This window comes from Deferrisoma sp. (assembly GCF_054681715.1).
In genome coordinates this window covers 37,867-57,726 of sequence record NZ_BAAHFQ010000008.1, presented here as the reverse complement: position 1 = coordinate 57,726, position 19,860 = coordinate 37,867, and the positions used below count along the sequence as shown (strand labels likewise).

18 protein-coding genes are annotated in these 19,860 nt (G+C 65.9%); 8 read left to right on the top strand and 10 right to left on the bottom strand.

The features are described from left to right. The 9 genes from ACY0I8_RS02575 to ACY0I8_RS02535 all read right to left on the bottom strand — a co-directional run. The coding region (locus ACY0I8_RS02575; RefSeq protein ID WP_461393463.1) for an acyl-CoA dehydrogenase family protein at positions 1 to 549 on the bottom strand (549 nt) is incomplete at its 3' end. A 187-nt stretch (positions 550 to 736) separates the two neighbouring features. After that, positions 737 to 1,132, bottom strand: coding sequence for a MerR family transcriptional regulator (locus tag ACY0I8_RS02570; RefSeq protein WP_461393461.1), 396 nt, complete (start codon positions 1,130 to 1,132; stop codon positions 737 to 739). Between the two features lie 6 nt (positions 1,133 to 1,138). Further along, a complete protein-coding gene (locus ACY0I8_RS02565; RefSeq protein ID WP_459940405.1) occupies positions 1,139 to 2,395 on the bottom strand; it encodes a phenylacetate--CoA ligase family protein in 1,257 nt (418 codons plus the stop codon). A gap of 176 nt (positions 2,396 to 2,571) precedes the next feature. Further along, complete coding sequence (locus tag ACY0I8_RS02560; protein WP_459940404.1) at positions 2,572 to 3,366, bottom strand: ABC transporter ATP-binding protein; 795 nt, start codon at positions 3,364 to 3,366, stop codon at positions 2,572 to 2,574. A 113-nt stretch (positions 3,367 to 3,479) separates the two neighbouring features. After that, positions 3,480 to 4,649 carry an ABC transporter substrate-binding protein gene (locus ACY0I8_RS02555; protein WP_461393460.1) on the bottom strand — a complete coding sequence of 390 codons (1,170 nt, stop codon included), beginning with the start codon at positions 4,647 to 4,649 and terminating at the stop codon, positions 3,480 to 3,482. Positions 4,650 to 4,779: 130 nt separating this feature from the next. After that, positions 4,780 to 5,841, bottom strand: coding sequence for a branched-chain amino acid ABC transporter permease (locus ACY0I8_RS02550; RefSeq protein ID WP_461393459.1), 1,062 nt, complete (start codon positions 5,839 to 5,841; stop codon positions 4,780 to 4,782). Positions 5,842 to 5,914: 73 nt separating this feature from the next. Next, a complete protein-coding gene (locus ACY0I8_RS02545; RefSeq protein ID WP_461393458.1) occupies positions 5,915 to 6,805 on the bottom strand; it encodes a branched-chain amino acid ABC transporter permease in 891 nt (296 codons plus the stop codon). A 33-nt stretch (positions 6,806 to 6,838) separates the two neighbouring features. Continuing rightward, the gene (locus ACY0I8_RS02540; protein WP_461393457.1) at positions 6,839 to 8,758 is read right to left on the bottom strand and encodes an AMP-binding protein; all 1,920 of its coding nucleotides are present in this window, start codon (positions 8,756 to 8,758) and stop codon (positions 6,839 to 6,841) included. A 52-nt stretch (positions 8,759 to 8,810) separates the two neighbouring features. Further along, positions 8,811 to 9,605: an ABC transporter ATP-binding protein gene (locus tag ACY0I8_RS02535; RefSeq protein WP_461393456.1), complete on the bottom strand. Its 795-nt coding sequence runs from the start codon at positions 9,603 to 9,605 to the stop codon at positions 8,811 to 8,813. Between ACY0I8_RS02535 and ACY0I8_RS02530 the strand changes: the two genes are divergently transcribed. The 8 genes from ACY0I8_RS02530 to ACY0I8_RS02495 all read left to right on the top strand — a co-directional run bounded on the left by ACY0I8_RS02530 (position 9,490) and on the right by ACY0I8_RS02495 (position 18,042). Beyond that, the gene (locus ACY0I8_RS02530; RefSeq protein ID WP_461393455.1) at positions 9,490 to 10,848 is read left to right on the top strand and encodes a hydroxymethylglutaryl-CoA lyase; all 1,359 of its coding nucleotides are present in this window, start codon (positions 9,490 to 9,492) and stop codon (positions 10,846 to 10,848) included. The two genes, ACY0I8_RS02535 and ACY0I8_RS02530, sit on opposite strands and share 116 nt — an antisense overlap. Before the next feature lie 119 nt (positions 10,849 to 10,967). Next, positions 10,968 to 11,750 (top strand): enoyl-CoA hydratase, encoded by a 783-nt coding sequence (locus ACY0I8_RS02525; protein ID WP_461393454.1) that lies wholly within the window; start codon positions 10,968 to 10,970, stop codon positions 11,748 to 11,750. Positions 11,751 to 11,831: 81 nt separating this feature from the next. Then, complete coding sequence (locus ACY0I8_RS02520) at positions 11,832 to 12,845, top strand: hydroxymethylglutaryl-CoA lyase (protein ID WP_461393453.1); 1,014 nt, start codon at positions 11,832 to 11,834, stop codon at positions 12,843 to 12,845. A gap of 137 nt (positions 12,846 to 12,982) precedes the next feature. Beyond that, positions 12,983 to 14,143, top strand: coding sequence for an ABC transporter substrate-binding protein (locus ACY0I8_RS02515; RefSeq protein ID WP_461393452.1), 1,161 nt, complete (start codon positions 12,983 to 12,985; stop codon positions 14,141 to 14,143). Positions 14,144 to 14,223: 80 nt separating this feature from the next. Further along, a complete protein-coding gene (locus ACY0I8_RS02510) occupies positions 14,224 to 15,138 on the top strand; it encodes a branched-chain amino acid ABC transporter permease (RefSeq protein WP_461393451.1) in 915 nt (304 codons plus the stop codon). 104 nt (positions 15,139 to 15,242) lie between these two features. Then, positions 15,243 to 16,319, top strand: a complete 1,077-nt coding sequence (locus ACY0I8_RS02505) for a branched-chain amino acid ABC transporter permease (RefSeq protein ID WP_461393450.1) — start codon at positions 15,243 to 15,245, stop codon at positions 16,317 to 16,319. A 12-nt stretch (positions 16,320 to 16,331) separates the two neighbouring features. Further along, the gene (locus tag ACY0I8_RS02500) at positions 16,332 to 17,099 is read left to right on the top strand and encodes an ABC transporter ATP-binding protein (protein ID WP_461393449.1); all 768 of its coding nucleotides are present in this window, start codon (positions 16,332 to 16,334) and stop codon (positions 17,097 to 17,099) included. A gap of 217 nt (positions 17,100 to 17,316) precedes the next feature. After that, positions 17,317 to 18,042: an ABC transporter ATP-binding protein gene (locus ACY0I8_RS02495; protein WP_461393448.1), complete on the top strand. Its 726-nt coding sequence runs from the start codon at positions 17,317 to 17,319 to the stop codon at positions 18,040 to 18,042. A 251-nt stretch (positions 18,043 to 18,293) separates the two neighbouring features. On the opposite strand, the gene ACY0I8_RS02490 is transcribed toward ACY0I8_RS02495, so the two are convergent. Then, a complete protein-coding gene (locus ACY0I8_RS02490; protein WP_461393447.1) occupies positions 18,294 to 19,826 on the bottom strand; it encodes a DHA2 family efflux MFS transporter permease subunit in 1,533 nt (510 codons plus the stop codon). Positions 19,827 to 19,860: the final 34 nt, after the last annotated feature.

The following is a 19,860-nucleotide window of genomic DNA, read 5'->3' as shown; positions in this document are numbered from 1 at the left end:
CTCGTTTCGGCCGTCGCTCTTCTTGCCGGTCACGGCCTGCACCACGATCACGCCGGTGATGTCGGTGGCCGCGTTGGTGATGAAGATCTTGCTGCCGTTGATCACCCACTCGTTGCCGTCCAGGACGGCCCGGGTGCGGGAGCTCCCGGCGTCGGACCCGGCCAGGGGCTCGGTGAGCCCGAACCCGGCCAGCATCTCTCCGGTGCAGAGCTTTGGGAGCCAGCGCTTTTTCTGCTCCTCGCTCCCGAAGTAGTAGATCGGCCCGATGCCCAGCGAGTTCCCCGCGGCCACGGTGGCGGCCTGGGACCCGTCGACCCGGGCGATCTCCTCCACCGCGATGATGTACGACACGTAGTCGAGCCCGCTGCCTCCGTACTCGGGGCTCACGAAGATCCCGAAGAGCCCCATCTCCCCCATCTTCCGGGTGAGGTCGTAGCTGAACTCCTCCTTGGCGTCGAGCTCCCGGGCCACCGGCCGGATCTCCTTCTCGGCAAACTCCCGGACGCTTTGGCGCAGGATGTTCTGTTCCGCTGTGAGATCGAACGACAAAGCCATGGATGGTACTCCTCGTAGAAAGCTGGAAGGCTGGAAGGCTGGGAGGCTGGGAAGCCGCCGTTGGCGCGAACTCTCCCGCCGCCTCCACGACCAGCGACGAACGACGAACGGGATGCACCGCGCCCCGGGCCCCTCTCCGGGTTCTCCGTGCCCTCCGTGGTGTTCAACTCCCGATCGGCGCTCAGAGCTTCGAGCGGATGTGCTCCCGGTAGGCCTCGATGTCGCGCTGGAGCATCCGCAACTGCTCGATCCGGTGCTCGATCTGCTCCGGGTGGCGGTCGAGGAGCTCCAGGAGCCGGGGCAGCACCTTGGCGTTGGAGCGGTGGGTGCGGTAAAGCTCCTCGAGCTCCTTCATCTCCTCGAGGCTCAGGCCCAGGAGCTTCAAGCGCTTGATGAACTTGAGCCGCCGCACGTCGGCGTCGGTGTAGATGCGGCGGCCCCCCTCCACCCGGCGCACGCTGTTCAGCAGCCCGATGTCCTCGTAGTACCGGATGGTGCGGGGCGTTAGGCCCACCCGCCGGGCCAGCTCCCCGATCTTGATGGGCGCTGCCGCGCCGTTGCCCCCGTTTTGCGCCATGTCTCGTCAATCCCAGGTGCGCTGGTCGTCCAGCACCTTGCCGTCGTCGGGGAGGCTCTCGGCCCACTCCACCTCGGCCCCGATCCGCAGGACGTCCCGCAGCCGCCCCCCGATCTTCTGGGCCAGGCCCTCCGAGCGCTCCCGGCTCACCACCCGCACCACGAGCCGGTCGCGGTTGGCCTCGCGGGTCACCACGGCCCGGAACCGCTCCACCTCGGGGAACTCCTTGAACACCGTCTGGAGCTGGCCGGGGTGCACGAACATGCCCTTCACCTTGACGAGCTGGTCCGCCCGGCCCAGCCATCCCTTGAGCTTGGGGGTCGCCCGACCGCAGGCGCAGCCCCCCGGCAGGAACGCCGAGAGGTCCCCGGTGCCGAACCGCAGCAGCGGGTAGGCCCTGTGGAACAGCGTGACCACCACCTCTCCGGTCTCCCCCTCGGGCACGGGCTGGCCCGTGGTGGGGTCCACGATCTCCACGACGGCGCGGTTCACCACGTGCATGCCGCCCTTGTGGTAACACTCGTAGGCGATGCAGCCGCAGTCGGCCGTGCCGTAGCCCTGGCGCAGCACGAGCCCGAACATCTCCTCCACCGACGAGCGCAGCGTCTCGGGCAGGGGCTCGGCCGTGACGAAGGCCACCTCCAGGTTGAGGTCTTGGCGCGGGTCCACCCCGAGCTCCTTCGCCTTCTCGCCGATCTGGAGGAGGAACGAGGCCATGCCCACGAACCCCTTCACCCCCAGGCGCTGCATGATCTCCACCTGGGTTTCCCGCTCGCCCACGCCCGTGGGCACCACGGGGCAACCGAGGCTGCGCAGGGCGTCGTCGAACATCATGCCGGCCGGGGTCATGTGGTAGCTGAAGGTGTTGATCGCGATGTCCCCGGGCCGGAACCCGGCCGCAAAGAGGGCCTCCTCCCAGCCCCAGCCCTCGCCCGGCCCCTGGGGGTCGTAGATGGGCCCGGGGGAGCGGAAAATGCGCTGCATGCGCTCGAGCTCCACGCCCAGGAGCCCCCCGAAGGGCGGCTCCGCCCCCTGGATCTCCACAAGCTTGGCCTTGGGGGTCACCGGGAGCTTGGGGAGATCGTCGAGCCCCTGGATGTCGCCGGGCTTGAGCCCCGCCTCGTCCATGACGCGCCGCCAGTAGGGGGCGTTCGCGTAGGCGTGGGCCACGGTGTCCCGGAGCTTCCGCGACAGCTCGGCCCGCTGGGCCTCCCAGCTCTGGGTTTCCAGTGCCTCGTTCAGGAATCCGGTGGTTCGGTCCATGTCAGGGCCTCCGGGGGATTACCGTTCGTCGTTGGTCGCAGGTCGTGAGCCGTTGGGGAACCCTGAACCAAGAACGACCAACGACCCGCGACGAACGACCTCTTAGCGTTCTAGCGTCCCAGCCTCCTAGCCTCCTAGCCTCCCAGCTTCCTAGCGTCCCAGCTTGCCGGACGCCGCTACGACAGCCACCGCTTCCGGCGCTTGTAGTGCTTGGCGTTCTTGAACGAGCGCTTGTGGCCGCTTTCGCCCACGCCCAGGTAGAACTCCTTGACGTCCTCGTTCTGGCGGAGCTTTTCGCTCGGGCCGTCGAGCACGACCTTGCCGTTTTCCATGATGTAGCCGTAGCTCGCCACCTTGAGCGCCAGGTTCGCGTTCTGCTCCACGAGGAGGATCGTGGTCTTCTCCTCCTCGTTGATCTTCTGGATGATCTCGAAGATCTCCTTCACGAGGAGCGGCGCGAGCCCCAGGCTCGGCTCGTCCAGGAGCATGAGCTTGGGCCGGGCCATGAGCGCCCGGCCGATGGCGAGCATCTGCTGTTCGCCCCCCGAGAGGTAGCCGGCGAGCTGGTTCCGGCGCTCCTTGAGCCGGGGGAAGAAGTCGTAGACGAGATCGAGGTCCCGGCGTACCCCGGCCTTGTCCTTTCGGGTGTAGGCCCCGCACAGAAGATTCTCGTGGGTGGTGAGGTCCTCGAACACCCGCCGGCCCTCCATGCACTGGAAGATGCCCATGCGGACGATCTCCTCGGGCTCCTTCCCGTTGATCTTCTCACCCATGAACTCGATGGTGCCCTCGGTGACCTCGCCCTCCTCGCTCTTCAAAAGCCCCGAAATGGCCTTGAGCGTGGTGGATTTGCCCGCCCCGTTGGCGCCGAGGAGGGTGGTGATCTTGCCCTCCTCGCACTCCAGCGACAGGCCCTTCAGCACCAGGATCACGTCGTTGTACACGACCTCGATGTTGTTCACCTTCAGCATGGAACTCGGCTCCGTGGGGTCGGGGGTTGGCCCTTTCCGAGACGCCGCCAGGGTCGGGCGGCGTCTCGGAAAGGGGGAGGCCCCGACGGGGCCTCCCTTCCGGTTCGCGGGCGCTAGAAGCCCAGCCAGTCGGCCCGGCGCTCCAGCACCACCGTGGCCTTGTAGATCATCTTGCCGTCCTGGAACTCGTAGATCTTGGCCGACATGTTCGGCCGGTGGTCGTCGGGCGTGTAGGTGATGGGGGCGGTGAGCCCTCCGGTGTCGAAATCCTTCAGGGTCTCCAGGTGCTTCTTGAGGCCCGGGCCGGTGAGTTCGCCCGCGGCGTCGGCCCGCTTCAGGCCCTCGGCCATGACCATCATCGACACCCAGCCCCGGATGAAGTGGGTCATCTGGTGCTCGCCCTTGGTGACCTCCAGGATCGTCTTCATACCCGGCACGTCGTCGCCGTACACGGCCGCGGCCTGGAGGCCCAGGGCGCCGTTGGCCGCGTCGCCGGCCAGCTTGAACAGGTTCTCGTCGTTCCCCCAGATGTTGATGAGGAACTTGGTCTTGAGGCCGAGCTTCTTCGCGTCCTTCAGGATCACGGCCGTCGAGGGGGTGGTGCCGCCGATCCAGGCGAAGTCGGGCTCGTTCTTCTTGAGATTGAGGAGCTGGGTCGTGGCCTCGATGGCCCGCAGGTCCACGTTCTCCTCCCCCACGATCTCAAATCCGAGCTCCTCGGCGTACTTCTTGCCCGCCGGGATGGGGGCCTTGCCGTAGGGGTCGTCCGGATAGATGAAGGCGATCTTGGGCTTGCGGCTCTCCTTCCAGTTGTCCTTGATGTACTTCAGGCCCGCCCGGAGCTGGGTGGAGTAGTCGGCCGCGATGAAGAAGTTGTAGGGGGCCTTCTTCGGGTCGGTCAGGTGGGCCGAGTACGAGGCCGAGAAGTAAACGATCTTGTCCTTGGCCACCATCTTCGTCAGGGCCTCTGTGTCGCCGGTGCCCCACCCCTGGATGGCGAACACCTTGTCCACGGTCTTGAACTTCTTGTAGAGGTTCAGGGCCTCGGGGATCTTGTAGGCGTAGTCGGACCGCAGGAGTTTCACCTTCTTGCCGTTCACGCCGCCGTTGGCGTTGAGCCAGTCGGCGTAAGCCTGCACGCCATCGGCATAGGGCTTTCCAACTGCTCCGGTCGGCCCCGTAATGTCCGCGATGTGGCCGATCACGATCTCGTCGGCGGCCGGGGCGCTGGCGGCGAGCCCGAGGGCCGCCACCACCGAAAGGGCTTGGATCCAGCGTTTCATGTTTCGTCCTCCTCTTCCCTAGGGTTGGCGGGTACGCCAAAAAGCCAGTGAACCGAAACCGAAAATCCTCCCTCCACGTGCGCTGCTACGCGTTGGGTCTTCGTCTCCGCCGGTTCACCTCCTTTCCCGATCAGTAGCTGAACGGATAGAGTTTCCAGTACGCCTTGATGAGCTTCCACCGGTGGGCCAAGCCGTCGGGCTCGAAGATGAGGAACAGGATCACGATCAACCCGAACACCCCCTCTTTCATGCTCATGATCAGGTCTCCAATGGCGACCCCGCCTCCCACCACGTTAGCTATCACCGACGATCCGTAACTCAGGAGGTTCGGGACCAGGGTCATGAAGATGGCGCCGTAGATCGATCCCAGCACGCTGCCCATCCCGCCGATGATGATCATGGCCAGGTAGTTGATGGACTCGTGGATCGTGAAGTGCTCGGGCGTGATGTACTGGGTGTAGGCGCCCCAGAGGCTCCCGGCGATGCCCACGATGAACGAGCTCACCGCAAACGACAGGAGCCGGTACTTGAAGAGGTGGATCCCCATGATCTCGGCCGAGAGGTAGTGGTCGCGCACCGCCACAAACGCCCGGCCGTCCTTCGACCGGAAGAGATTCGTCGTGTAGATCGTGGCCAACACGGCCACGGTGATGATGACGTAGTAGATGCGCTGGTCCGTGTCGAACGTGAACTCCCCGACCTGGGGCGCGGGGAACATCACCCCGTTGGACCCGCCCGTGATGCCCTCGAGGTGAAGGAACAGGTACTCCAGGATGAACTGGGCCGCAAGGGTGGCGATGGCGAGATAAAGCCCCTTGAGCCGCAGCGACGGGATCCCGAACACCATCCCCACCCCGGCCGTGACGAACCCGGCCATGGGCATGGCGATCCAGAACGGCCACCCCCACTCGTTCATGAAGAACGCGCAGGAGAACGCCCCCACCCCGAGGAACGCGCCCTGTCCCAGGGAGATCTGGCCCGTGAACCCGGTGACGATGTTGATGCCCAGGGCGCCGATCACGGCGATGCCGATCATGTTGGTGAGGCTCACCACGTAGGCGGAGGCGATCAGCGGGAACACGTACAGGAACACCACGAACCCGTACACCCAGAACCGGATGAACCGGGTCTGGAGCACCCGCATGTCGTCCTTGTAGGTCTGCTTGAAATCCCCGCAGTGATTGACGCTCATGTCGGTATTCCGCCTTCTTCGAGAAGGGCGGCCGGTGCCGCCGTGAGTCCGTTCTCCTCAGCCTCGGCGCCCCCTACACCCGCTCGATCTCCTCGGTGCCGAACAGTCCGTAGGGCTTGACCATCAGGATGATCACGAGGAACACGAACGGCGCCACCTCCTTGATGCCCTGGAGCCCGAACCAGGTTTTCAGCAACCCGTCCGAGAAGTTCTCGAGCACCCCGATGATGATGCCGCCCACGGCCGCGCCCAGGATCGAGTCGAGCCCGCCCAGGATCACGGCCGGGAACACCTTGAGCCCGAAGTGGCCCAGCGCGATGTTGATCCCGTTGATGTTGCCGATGAGGATCCCGCCGATCGAGGAGACCACGAGCGAGATGCACCAGGCCAGGGCGAAGATGCGCTTGACGCTGATGCCCATGGAAAGGGCCACCTGGTTCGAGAACGCCGTGGCCCGCATGGCGATACCCGCCTTCGTGTACTTGAAGAAGAGCCCGAAGAGAACGAGGAGCACGATCGAAAGCCCGAAGCTCCACAGGTACACCTGGCTGATGGGGATGCCGGCCACGTTGATCGGCGCATCCGGAAACAGGGGCGGGTTGTAGGTCTTGATCTGGGTGCCCCACACGGCGGTGACGATGGACCTCAGCACCGACGAGAGCCCAATCGTCACCATGATGATCGAGATCACCGGCTCCCCGATCATGGGCCGCAGGATCAGGCGCTCCACCAGGAGCGCGAGCACGATCGAGAACACCATCGTGATCAGGAACGCCCAGAGCCACGGGATCTTGAACTGGACCACCATGGAGAAGCAGAAGTACGCCCCCACCATGAGGAACTCGCCCTGGGCGAAGTTCACCACGCTGGTGGACTTGTAGATGATGGCGAACCCCAGGGCCACAAGGGCGTAGATGGAGCCCAGCACGAGCCCGCTGATGAGAAGCTGAACGTAGAATTCCATGACGCCTCCGAAACCGGTCTACGGGAGCCCGCCCTACTCCAGGGTGCGGACCGCCAGGGTCGTCTTGAGCTGGGAGGTCTTGCCGTCCTGGTACCGGATCACGGTGTCGATGTGGATCTGGTCCTGGCCGGCGTAGATGCCCTCGATGATGTCGGCGTATTTCTGGTCGATGAACCGGCGGCGCACCTTCCGGGTGCGGGTGAGCTCGTCGTCGTCCGCGTCGAGCTCCTTGTAGAGCAGCACGAACTTTCGGATCCGCTGGTGCTCGGTGAGGGTCTCGTTGACCTTGCGGACCTCCTTCTCGATGAGGTCATAGACCTCGGGCTTGGAGGCCAGGTCGGTGTAGGTGGTGTAGTTGATGCGCCGGTCCTCGGCCCATTTGCCCACGATGCCGTAGTCGATGCAGATCATCGCGATGATGTAGTCGCGCTCGTGGCCGATGCACACGGCCTCTTTGACGAACGGGCTGAACTTGAGCTTGTTCTCGATGAACTGGGGGCTGAACCGCTCGCCGCCCTTCAGGGTCATGATGTCCTTCATCCGGTCGATGATCACGAGGTGCCCGTCCTCGTCGAAGTACCCCGCGTCGCCGGAGTAAAGCCACCCGTCCACGATGGTCTCCCGGGTGGCCTCCTCGTTCTTGTAGTACCCCATGAACAGCGCCGGGCTGCGGGAGATCACCTCGCCCACCCCCTTGGGGTCGGGGTTCGCGATCCGGATCTCGGTTTCCGGGATGGGTTTGCCCACCGTGTCGAACTTGACGTCGCCGTCCCGGTGGATGCAGGAGATCCCGGAGATCTCGGTCTGGCCGTAGATCTGCTTGAGGTTCACCCCGAGGGCGTGGAAGAACCGGAACGTGTCGGGCCCCAGGGCCGCGCCGCCGGTGGAGGCCGACCGGATGTAGGTGAACCCGAGCCGGTCCTTGAGGGCCCGGAACACCGCCAGGTACGCGAACGCGTACTGGATCTTCTGCCAGAGGGTGGGCTCCTTCTTCTGGAACTTGAGGTCGGCCCACATGTACCCGATGGGCAGGCACTTGTTGAACATGAACCGCTTGAACGGCGAGGCGTCCATGATCTTCACCTGGACCGTGGCGGCCAGGTTCTCCCACACCCGGGGCGGGCTGAAGATGACGTGGGGCCCGATCTCCCGGATGTTCTCGGTGGCGGTCTCGGGCTCCTCGGGGAAGTTCACGGTGAACCCGAACAGCAGCGCGCTCGCCACGCACATCATCTGCTCCCCGATCCACGGGAGCGGCAGGAAGCTCACGAACTCATCGGACTCGTACTTGGGGTCCACCTTCCCCAGGTTCGCGGCCATGCTCAGCATGTTCCGGTGGCTCAGCATGGCGAGCTTGGGGTTCCCGGTGGTTCCCGAGGTGGTGCAGATCTGGGCGCAGTCCTCGGGGTTGGTGGCGTCGACCATCTGGTCGAAGATGCCGGGGTTCTTCTTCTCGTACTCCCGGCCCCGCTCCTCCACCTCGGGGAAGTAGATCAGCCGGGGGTCGTCGTATTTGCGCATGCCCCGGGGGTCGGTGTAAATGATGTGCTCCACCGTGGGGATCTCGTCGCCCATGTCGAGCACCTTGTCCACCTGCTCCTGGTCCTCGGCCACCACGAACCGGGAGGCGGCGTGGTTGATGATGTAGGAGACCTCCTTGAGGATCGAGTCCTGGTAGATGCCGATCCCGATGGCGCCGGCCGACTGGGCCGCGAGCTCGGCCCACAGCCACTCGGGCCGGTTGTCGCCGATGATCGAGATCGTGTCGCCCTTCTGGAGGCCCATCGAGACGAGCCCGAGGCAGAAGTACTTCACGTGCTCGTAGTAGTCCTTCCAGGTGTAGGGCTGCCAGATCCCGAACTCCTTCTCCCGCATGGCCACCCGGTCGTCACCCCATTTGCGGGCGTTGTGGCGCAGGAGCTTCGGGAAGGTGTCGAGGGGAAGGTCGACCATGGGCTCTTTCTCCTCCAGGCGAATGCGGTCGACGGTCGCGGCTCCCAACGGCCTACCGGCCCAGGAACGTCTCGTCTTCGGCGCCCAGGTAGGCGCGAATCACGTCGGGGTTCTTCTGGACCTCCTCGGGGGTGCCCTCCCCGATCTTCTGGCCGAAGTCGAGCACCACGATCCGGTCCGAGATGTCCATGACGACGCCCATGTCGTGTTCCACCAGCACCACGGTGACGCCCCGCTCCTGGTTGATGTCGAGGACGTACCGGACCATGTCCTCGGTCTCCTCGAGGTTCATGCCGGCCATGGGCTCGTCGAGGAGGATCAGCTTGGGGTCGAGGGCGAGCGCCCGGGCGAGCTCCACCCGCTTCTGGAGCCCGTAGGCCAGGGTCCCTACGATCTTCTTGCGGATGTGCTCGATCTCGAGGAAGTCGATGATGTCCTCCACGAACTCCCGGTGCTCGATCTCCTCGCGCTGGCACGGGCCCAGGTAGATGCCCCCCTTCAAAAACCCGCTCTTCAGGTGGATGTGCCGGCCGATCAGGAGGTTGTCGAGCACGGTCATGCCCTTGAAAAGGGCGATGTTCTGGAAGGTGCGGGAGATCCCGATCTTGGCCCGGGTGGCCGGGGGCTGGTTCGTGATGTCCTGGCCCTCGAACAGGATCCTCCCCTTCTGGGGGTGATACCGGCCGCTGATGCAGTTGAGCATACTCGTCTTGCCGGCGCCGTTGGGGCCGATGATCGAGAAGATCTCGCCCTGGTACACCTTGAACCCCACGCCCATGAGGGCGTTCACTCCGCCGAAGCTCAGATGGATGTCCTCCACCTCAAGCTGCACAGGCCGTTCGCCCATAGCTCCTCCTTATCCACCCTGCGGTCGGTTTCCGGGCTCGGCGTGTATAACATCGTTCGGTTTTGTGAGTCAAACGAAAAACGCACCTAACGTCAAGTGCCCGCCCCTCCCCTTGCGCCCGCCGGCCGGGGCGGGACCCCGGATTCCCACGCGCCCAATGGCGTTTGCGAAGCCTCCCCCCCAAAAAGGGCCTTTCGTGGGCGCCCCGGGGCCCTCCGTTGTCTCCCACAGCTCCCGAGGGGCCGGCCACGGCGGCAGCCCTGGGGTGGAGCGGGAAACAATGTTGACCCAGGCCGAACGAACTCGGTATACAACGGTTCCCATGGAAACCACGCCGCGCAGTCCACCCAGTTTACGTGAACTGGCCCGAAGGGCCCCGAAGGCCGTCATCCTCGTGGACGTTTCGGCGCGGGACGGGCTGCAATCCCTTCCCGTTCGCCTCTCCGCTTCCGCCCGGGCCCATTGGATCAAACGGGTGCTGGAGTCCGGCGTGCCCGAGGTGGAGGCGGGGAGTTTCGTCCACCCCGGCAAGGTGCCCCAGATGGCCGGGACCGACGAGGTGCTGGCCCGCCTGCGGGGGTTCGAACCCCGTCTGTGGGTGCTGGTGCCCAACGCCAAAGGGCTCGAACGGGCGGTGGCGGCCGGCGCACAAAACGCGATTTTCCTGGCGTCGGCCACCGAGGCCCACAGCCGAGCCAATCTGGGCCGCCCGGTGGCCGAGGTCCTCCGGGACCTCGAACCCATGACCGAAACGGCCCGTGCCCACGGGGTGCGGGTTCGGCTCGCGGTGTCCATGGCGTGGACCGACCCGGTGGAGGGCCCCGTTCCAGAAGCCCGCCTCTTGGAGCTGTGCGCCCGGGCACACGACCTGGGTATCCACGAGATCACGCTCTGCGACACCCAAGGGGGAGCATCCCCCCTCGCGGTGGCGCAACGGGTGGAGGCGGTGTCCCGGGTGGTACCCCTCGAGGCCCTGGGGGTTCACCTCCACGACCCGTTCGGAACGGCCGGGGCGGCGGCCTGGGCGGCCTGGCTGTGCGGGGTTCGGCGGTTCGACGGTTCCCTCGGGGGCCTGGGGGGCTGCCCGGTGCTGGAAACGCCCGAGGGGAACCAGGATCTCTTGGAACTGGAGGTCCTGTTTCGCGGCCTGGGGGTCGAGACCGGCGTGGACCGGGAAAGGCTCCAAGCCGCGGCACGGTTCCACCGGGACCTCCTGGCCCGGGCGGAACCGTTGAGACGGTAGGACGTTAGGACGTTGGGACGTTGGACGGTAGGACGTTGGGAAGCTAGAACGGTAAAGCTTTACGGGCCTCCCAGCTTTCCAGCTTTCCAGCCTTCCAGCCTTTACCCGAGGAGGATCCCATGAGCGAACCCACGGTGCTGGTCGAACGAAAAAACGGGCTGTGCCTCATCACCCTGAACCGCCCCCAGGTCATGAACTCGATCTCGTTCCAGATGCTCCTCGACCTCAACCGGGTGCTGGACGAGGTGCGGTTCGACACCTCGGTGCGGTGCGTGGTGATCACGGGCGCCGGGGACCGGGCGTTCTGCGCGGGCGCGGACCTCAAGGAACGGGCGGGCATGACCGAGGACCAGGTTCGCCGGTACATCCACACCATCCGCAACACCTTCACCGAGGTGGAGAACCTGCCCATGCCCGTGATCGCGGCCGTGAACGGGGTGGCCCTGGGGGGTGGCACCGAGCTCGCCCTGGCCTCGGACCTGCGGATCGCGAGCGAGAACGCCACCCTCGGGCTCACCGAGACGAGCCTCGCCATCATCCCGGGAGCCGGCGGCACCCAGCGGCTCCCCCGGATCGTGGGCAAGGCCAAGGCCAAGGAGCTCATCTTCACGGCCAAGCGCATCACGGCGGCCGAGGCTCTGGAGATCGGCCTGGTCAACCGGGTGGTGCCCCTGGCCGGGCTCCTCGACGCGGCCCGGGAGCTCGCGGCGGCCATCGCCAAGAACGGCCCCCTGGCCGTGCGCGCCGCCAAGCGGGCCATCGACCGGGGCATGGAGATGGACCTGGCCGACGCCCTGGTGTTCGAAAGCACCTGCTACGAGACCCTCATCCCTACCGAGGACCGCCTGGAGGGCCTCAAGGCCTTCCGCGAAAAGCGAAAGCCGGACTATCAGGGGCGTTAGGACGTTCGGACGTTAGGACGCTTGGACGTTAGGACGTTGGGAGGCCGCCTAGCCGCCTAGCCGAGCAGGAGGAGGACTGCCATGTGCGATACGATGAGACTGCACCGGATGGACCTGCCCGAAGAGGTGATTATCGGGGAGTGCTGGGCCCGGGACGGGCTCCAGAACGAGCCGCTGATCGTGCCCACCCGCAAGAAGGTCGAGATGATCACCGGCATGGTGGAGGCCGGATTCAAGAAGATCGAGGCCACCAACTTCGCCCACCCCAAGTACCTCCAGCAGTTCGCCGACGCCGAGGAGGTGCTCCGACAGATCCCCCGAAAGGAGGGCGTGGACTACCGGGCCATCTGCACCACCATGAAGGGGATCGAGCGGGCCGTGAGATCCAAGGAGGAGGGCTACGGTGTGGACGAGATCGCCATGGTGATCTCGGCGAGCGAGGCCCACAACCTGGCCAACGTGAACATGACCCACGATGAGAACAAGAAACTTCTCGAGGAGATGACCCGACGGGCCATCGACACCGGCCACACCGTGTTCGGCTGGGTGCTCACGAGCTTCGGGTGCCCGATCAACGGCGACGTGCCCCTGGACCACGTGGCCAAGATGGGCAAGTGGTGGAAGGACATCGGAGCCACCTTCATCGGGTTCGGCGACACCACCGGGGTGGCCAACCCCCGGCAGGTGAGCGAATTCTACGAGTACATGCTGGCCGAGGGGTTCACCACCGACGAGGTGGTCGTGCACTTCCACGACACCCGGGGCTGGGGAGTGGCCTGCTCGCTGGTGGCGCTCACGTTCGGGTTCCGCTACTTCGACACCTCCCTCGGGGCCATCGGCGGCCAACCCAAAACCGGAGCCGCCGAGTACCACCGGGGATACGCGGGGAACACCTGCACCGAGGATCTCGTGGGCATGTTCGAGGAGATGGGGGTCCGGACCGGCCTCGACATGGACAAGCTCCTGGAACTCGGCCGCAAGGCGGAGCAGATCCTGAATCGCCAACTGCGGAGCAACTTCCTGCGGGCCGGCCCGGTGCCCCACCAGGGCATCGTGTACGACAAGGAGAAGGGGATCATCGCGGAGAAGCGCTGATCCGTTGCCAAACCACCGGACCCCGACCGGGGGCGGCCGCGAGGCCCCCCCGGTTTTCCTTTGCCTTCACCGGGGAGTTTCCACTATCATCCGCCACCCCTTCGGTTTTGGCCCGTTCACGACGAAAGGAGGAACCAATGCGCAGGTCCTGGATCCAGACAACGGCCCTTTGCCTCGCCCTGGCGGCGCCCGCCTGGGCCGGCGACACGATCAAGATCGGGTTCAACATCCCGCTCACCGGCGACATCCCCAAGGTGGGCGAGTCGTCCAAGTACGCGGCCGAGATGCTCCGGGAGGACATCAACGGGGCCGGCGGCCTGGAGGTGGGGGGCAAGAAGTACACCCTCGAGTTCGTGTACGAGGACAACGAGTCCAAGGCCGAGTCGGCCGTGACCGCGGCCCTGAAGCTCATCGAGCAGGACGAGGTGCTCGCCATCGTGGGCCCCAACTCCTCGAAGCAGGCCGTGCCCGCCGGCCAGGTGTGCGACGACAACGAGACCCCGATGATCTCCCCCTGGTCCACCAACCCCGACACCACGAAGGACCGGCCCTGGGTGTTCCGGGCGGCGTTCCTCGATCCGTTCCAGGGCCCCGTGGCCGTGGATTTCGCCACCAAGACCTTCGGGGCCAAGACCGCGGCCGTGATCTACGACCTCTCCAACGACTACTCCAAGGGCCTGGCCGAGATCTTCAAGGCCGACTTCGAGAAGAAGCACGGCGCCGGCTCGGTGGTGGCCTTTGAGAGCCACGGCACCAAGGACCAGGACTTCAGCGCCCAGTTGACGAAGATCATCGCGGCGAAGCCCGACTTCATCTTCGTGCCCGACAACTACAACCAGGTGGCCCTCATCGTGAAGCAGGCCCACAACCTGGGCTGGACCGGCCCCTTCATGGGTTCGGACGCCTGGGGCTCGGCCGAGCTCATGGAGCTGTGCGGCGACGACTGCAAGGGCCACTACTTCTCCACCCACTACGCCGCGGCCGGGGCCACGGGCGCCACCAAGGAGTTCATCGAGCGCTACAAGGCGAAGTACGGCTACACCCCGGACGACGTGGCCGCGCTCACCTGGGACGCCACCCGGATCGTGCTCCAGGCCATCCAGGACACCGGCGGGCTCACGGGCGACCTGGAGAAGGACCGCAAGGCCATCCGGGACGCCATGGCCTCGATCAAGGAGTTCGACGGTATCACCGGGAAGATGCGGTTCGACGAGCAGGGCGACCCGATCAAGTGCGCCGTGGTCGTGAAGATCAGCGACCAGGGCGAGTTCGTGTTCACCGAGTCGGTGTGCCCGTAGCCCTCTGCACCTGAACCGACCGGGGGCGGCGGCGCGGGCCGCCGCCCCCGGTTCGTTCTTCCAGCCAAACGAGGCCGGCGTTGCTTTCCACCGTCATCCAGAACGTTCTGAACGCCCTCCAGTGGGGCAGTTTCTACGCCCTGATCGCCCTGGGCTATTCCCTGGTGTACGGCGTGCTCCTCCTGATCAACTTCGCCCACGGCGACGTGTTCATGGTGGGCGCGTACATCGGGTTCTTCGTGGCCACGTTCCTCCTGACCCAGGCCGCGGGATTGCCCGGGTGGGTCGTGCTCGCTGTGACGATCCCGGCCACCATGGCCCTGACCTCGGTGGTGGGGGTGACCCTGGAGCGGGTGGCCTACCGGCCGCTTCGGCGCAAGGGCGCGAACCGGCTCTACGTGGTCATCACGGCCCTGATGGCCGGGCTCATCTTGGAGCACGGGAACCTGGCGCTGCTGGGGGCGAGCCGGAAGAAGTTCCCGGAGCTCATTCCCGAGACCGTGTACACCCTGGGCGGGGTGAGCTTCACGAACCTCAAGGTCGCCGTGATCGTGGCCACGCTCCTCGTGTTCCTGCTCCTTCACTTCATCGTGACCCGCACCAAGATCGGCATGGCCATGCGGGCGATCTCCTACGACAAGTTCGCGGTGCCCCTCATGGGGATCCCCATCGACACCGTGATCGTGTTCACCTTCATCCTGGGTTCGTCCATGGCAGGGCTGGCCGGGGTCCTCTTTGCCATGTCGTACCCCGTGCTCGAGCCCTACATGGGCGCGCTCATCGGCTGGAAGGCGTTCATCGCGGCCGTGGTGGGGGGCATCGGCGACATCCGGGGGGCGTTCGTGGGCGGGTTCCTCTTGGGGGCGGTGGAGATTTTGGTGGTGGCGTTCTTCCCGAGCACGTTCCGGGACCTCATCGCGTTCACCGTGCTCCTGGTGATCCTGTCGTTCAAGCCCACCGGGCTGTTCGGGGTGGCGAAGACGACGAAGATTTAGCTGGGAAGCTAGGAAGCTGGGAGGCTGGGAAGCAAAAGGTCTCCGTCCCAACATCCCAACGACCTAACGTCCCAACATCCCAACGACCAACGACAAACGAGCCGATGACCTCACAACCCTCGACCATCGCGGTGCGGCCCGACGGCGGGGCCGCCGAACCCACGGTGCTCCAGCGCTGGAGCGTGCCGGGCCTGACCCTCGCCGGGCTGGGCCTCATCCTCTGGATCGGCCAGGGCGGGCTCCTCGACAAGTACACCCAGACCGTTCTCATGTTCATGGCGGTCAACGTGATCGTGTCGGCGAGCCTGAACCTGGTCAACGGCTACATGGGGGAGTTCTCCTGCGGCCACGGCGGGTTCATGGCCGTGGGGGGGTACGTGTCGTCGATCCTCGGGGTGCTCCTGTTCGCCAAGGACCGGGTGTTCGGCCCGCCGCTGCTGCCGCCCGAGTGGGCCCTGGTGGGGTTTCCGCTCCTGGTGCTCGCGGGAGGGCTCGCCGCGGCCCTGGCCGGGCTCCTGGTGGCGATCCCGTCGTTTCGGACCCGGGGCGACTACCTGGCCATTATCACGATCGCGGCCAACTACATCGTGATCAGCGTGATCGAGAACCTGGACGTGATCGGGGGCTCCCGCGGGTTCATGGGCATGAAGCGGGTGGTCAAAGCCATGGGCAAGGCCTGGGACCTGCCCTGGATGCTCCTGTGGTCGTTCGTCTTCGCGGTGTTCACGATCTGGATCCTGCGGCGGTTCGTGTACTCCACCTACGGCAAGGGGGTCATGGCCATCTGCCAGGACGAGGTGGCGGCCGAGATCATGAGCGTGGACACGAACCGCATGAAGATCGCCGCCTTCATGCTGAGCTCGGGGCTCGCCGGGGTGGCCGGGGCCCTGTTTGCCCACATCGTGGGGTACGTGAACCCGGGGTCGTTCGGGATCCTCAAGTCCACCGAGGCCCTCGTGATGGTGTACCTGGGCGGCATGGGGAGCCTGTCGGGATCGGTGCTCTCGGCCGTCTTATTCACCCTGCTCCTCGAGGCCCTGCGGCCGCTCCAAATCATCAAGTGGATCGTGGTGCCGCTCCTCCTGATCCTGCTCATGCAGTTCCGGCCCGAGGGGATCCTGGGCAACCGGGAACTCGCCGACGTGTTCCCGTGGCTTCGGTGCTTCTACCGGTTCAAGTAGGGGAGAAGCGCCATGGCCGTGCTGGAGATCCGCAACCTGACCCACTACTTCGGGGGCCTCTGCGCCCTGTCGGAGCTCAACATCACCCTGGAGCCGGGAACGCTCACGGGTCTCATCGGCCCCAACGGCGCCGGCAAGACCACGGTGTTCAACCTGGTGAGCGGGTTTTACAAGCCCAGCCGGGGGGAGATCCGGTTCGAGGGCCGAAACATTGCGGGGCTCAAGCCCCACGAGGTCACGGCCCTGGGGGTGGCCCGCACGTTTCAGAACATCCGGCTGTGGAACGACCTCACCGTGCTCGACAACATCCGCATCGCCCAGCACCACCGCCTGGGATACGGCTTCGCCGACGCGGTGCTGCGTACCCGCAGGTATCAGAGCCGGGAGGCCGAGATCGCCGCCTACGCCAGGGAACTCCTGGAGGTCCTCGAACTCGACCACGTGGCCTCGGAACTCCCGAAGAATCTGCCCTACGGGCTCCAGCGCAAGGTGGAACTCGCCCGGGCCCTGTCGGTGGAGCCCAAGCTCCTGCTGCTGGACGAGCCGGCCGCCGGCCTCAACACGGCCGACGTGGAGGAGCTGATCCGGCACATCCGGTGGATCCGGGAGCGGTTCGACGTGACCATCTGGATGATCGAGCACCACATGGACGTGGTGATGGAGCTGTGCTCCCACATCACCGTGATCGACTTCGGCGAGACGATCGCGTCGGGCACCCCCGACGAGATCCGCACGAACCCGGCCGTGATCCAGGCCTACCTGGGAGACGACGAGATCTGACCCGGGCGCGCGCCCAGGGCGCTCCGGAGCGAGCGGTCGGGGCGGCCGGCCGAAGCTTGCGGCCGAGCCGCGCTAAGCCGCTTGGCGAGGGGAGCGCCCGCGGCGCGTGCCCTCACGCGCCGCAGCGTACCGAGCCATAGCGGCTTCGGCGAGGCCGCCTTTCTTCGCGAAGGACCGGCCGTCCCGACCGCGCCGATAACAGAAGACGGAACAAACCATGCTTCTCGAGATCGAAAACCTGGTCGTCCGGTACGGCAACATCGAGGCGCTCCATGGCATCAGCTTCACCGTGGACGAGGGGGAGGTTGTCACCCTGATCGGCGCCAACGGCGCCGGGAAGACCACCACCCTGCTGAGCGTGTGCCGGCTGCCCCCGCCCGAGGCGCCCCGGGTCGTGGAGGGCGACATCCGGTTCGCCGGGCAGAGCCTGCTGGGGGTGGAGCCCCACGACGTGGTGCGGCGGCTCAAGATGGCCCTGGTGCCCGAGGGCCGGCGGATTTTCGGGAACCTCACGGTGGAGGAGAACCTGGAACTCGCCACCTACGCCCGGCGGGGCGACCCGGGGGTGGCCAAGGACCTCGACCACGTGTTCCAGCTCTTTCCCCGGCTCAAGGAGCGCCGGCGCCAGCGCAGCGAGTCGCTCTCGGGCGGGGAGCAGCAGATGCTCGCCGTGGGCCGGGCCCTCATGACCGGGTGCCGGGTGCTCCTTTTGGACGAGCCTTCCATGGGGCTTGCGCCCGTGCTCAAGTACGAGATGTTCCGGGCCCTGAAGCGGCTCAACCGCGAGGGGGTGACGATCCTGCTGGTGGAGCAGAACGCGGCCCTCGCGCTCAAGTTCGCCCACCGGGGCTACGTGCTCGACACCGGCCGCATCGTGGCCGAGGGCCCCACCGACCACCTCCTCTCCAACGACGAGGTCAAGCGGGCGTATCTGGGCGGGTAACGCCCCTTCGCATCGCCCGATGGATGTCATGGGCCAGCGCCACCCGCCGGAAAAACGGGGGGATTGAGTACCCCCAGCGCCAGGAGACGACCGCGTCCGCATTGTCCTACGGGGCGTAGGGCCGAAACCCGGATCCGCCCCAGGCCGGGAGCCGCGATCGCACCCGGCCGGCCCCAGTCTCCCACCCGCGCCTCGGCAGTGGTTCCGGAGGGTTTCGTATCGGCTTGCCCTCCCCGGGGCGCAGACCGCGGTTACCCGGCCCCCTTCCGAAGGCCGTTGTGACCGGGGAGAAGGAGTAGGAGCGGGGCAATCGCCAGAAACATGAACCCCAGGGCCCACGACACGTCGTTGTAGGCCATCATCGTCGCCTGCCGGTCCACGAGCCGCGAGGCCAGGGCATGGGCCCCCAACGTCCCCGTCCCTCCCAGCGCCGTGGCCCCCACGGCTTGCTCGAACAACCGGTACAACGGATTCAGAGGGCTCACGTGCTTGACCATGTGGGCCCGGTGGAGTTGCTGCCCGCGGGCTACCAAGGTGGCCACGAGCGCATAGCCCACGTTGCCGCCCACCCTTCGCGCCAGGGTGTACAGGCTGGAAGCATCCGTCATATCTTTTCTCGCCACCGTGCTCAGGGCCACGGTGGTCATGGTCACGAACAGGAACGGCATGCCGGCCCCCATGATCAGCAGCATCGGCACCAGGTTCCAGAATCCCGCGTCGAGCGACAGGTGGGACAGGTCGTAGTACGACCAGAAGTTGAGTCCGATGCCCACCAGGATGAGCAGACGGGGATCCACCCGCCGGTACAACCAGCCGGCCAAAGGCATGCATGCCAGCAGGGTGAGGGAGCGCGGCGCGAGCACGAGACCCGCCTCGAACGCCGGATACCCGAGCAGGTGCTGGGTAAACTGAGGAAGCACAAAAGTGGTTCCGAACAGGGCAACCCCGAAGATGGCACCAATGGTCGACCCCACGGTCAACGGTATGTTGCGAAGCAGCCGAAAGTTCACCACGGGTTCCGAAACCCGAAGTTCCCACAGAACGAGCGCAAGCAGGGTCACGCCCCCGACCAACGTGCCCCCCACGATGAACCCCGAATCGAACCAGTTTTTTTCCTGCCCCCGTTCCAAGACCACCTGCATGGCGGTCAGCGACACGGTGAGCAAGCTGATCCCCACCCAATCCACCTTCTTGACTCCCCGGCGCAGGTAGGGGGGATCGTGCACAAACGTGCCGATGAGGGCCATCCCCAGCAGGCTCACGGGCACGTTGATAAAGAAAATCCAGGGCCAACCGTACCGGTCGGTGAGCCAGCCCCCCAGAATCGGGCCCACCGCCGGCGCCAGCACCACCCCCATGCCGTAGATGGCCATGGCCATCCCCTGCTCCTCCTGGGGAAACGTTTCCCGAAGAATGGCCTGGGACACGGGGATCAGCGCCCCTCCCCCGACCCCCTGCAAGACCCGGTACACCATCATCTGGCCGAACGTCTGTGCGGTTCCGCACAACACCGATCCCACGGTAAAGAGCCCGAAGGAGGCCAGATACAGCCGCTTGCGCCCGACGAGGGTGCTGAGCCATCCCGCCATTGTCGCGAGGATGATCTCCGCGATGCTGTAACTGGTGGCCACCCAGGTGATGGCCGAAAGGTCCTGGCCAAAACTCCCCATCATGTGGGGCAGGGCCACATTCACGACGCTGACGTCCATCACGGCCATGAACGTTCCGAACATCACGGTGAACGCCACCAGCCACTTGTCCACCGCGGGGTGGGAGGCGTTCACGGCCGACCTCCTCCGGTTCGGGCACGCGCGACCG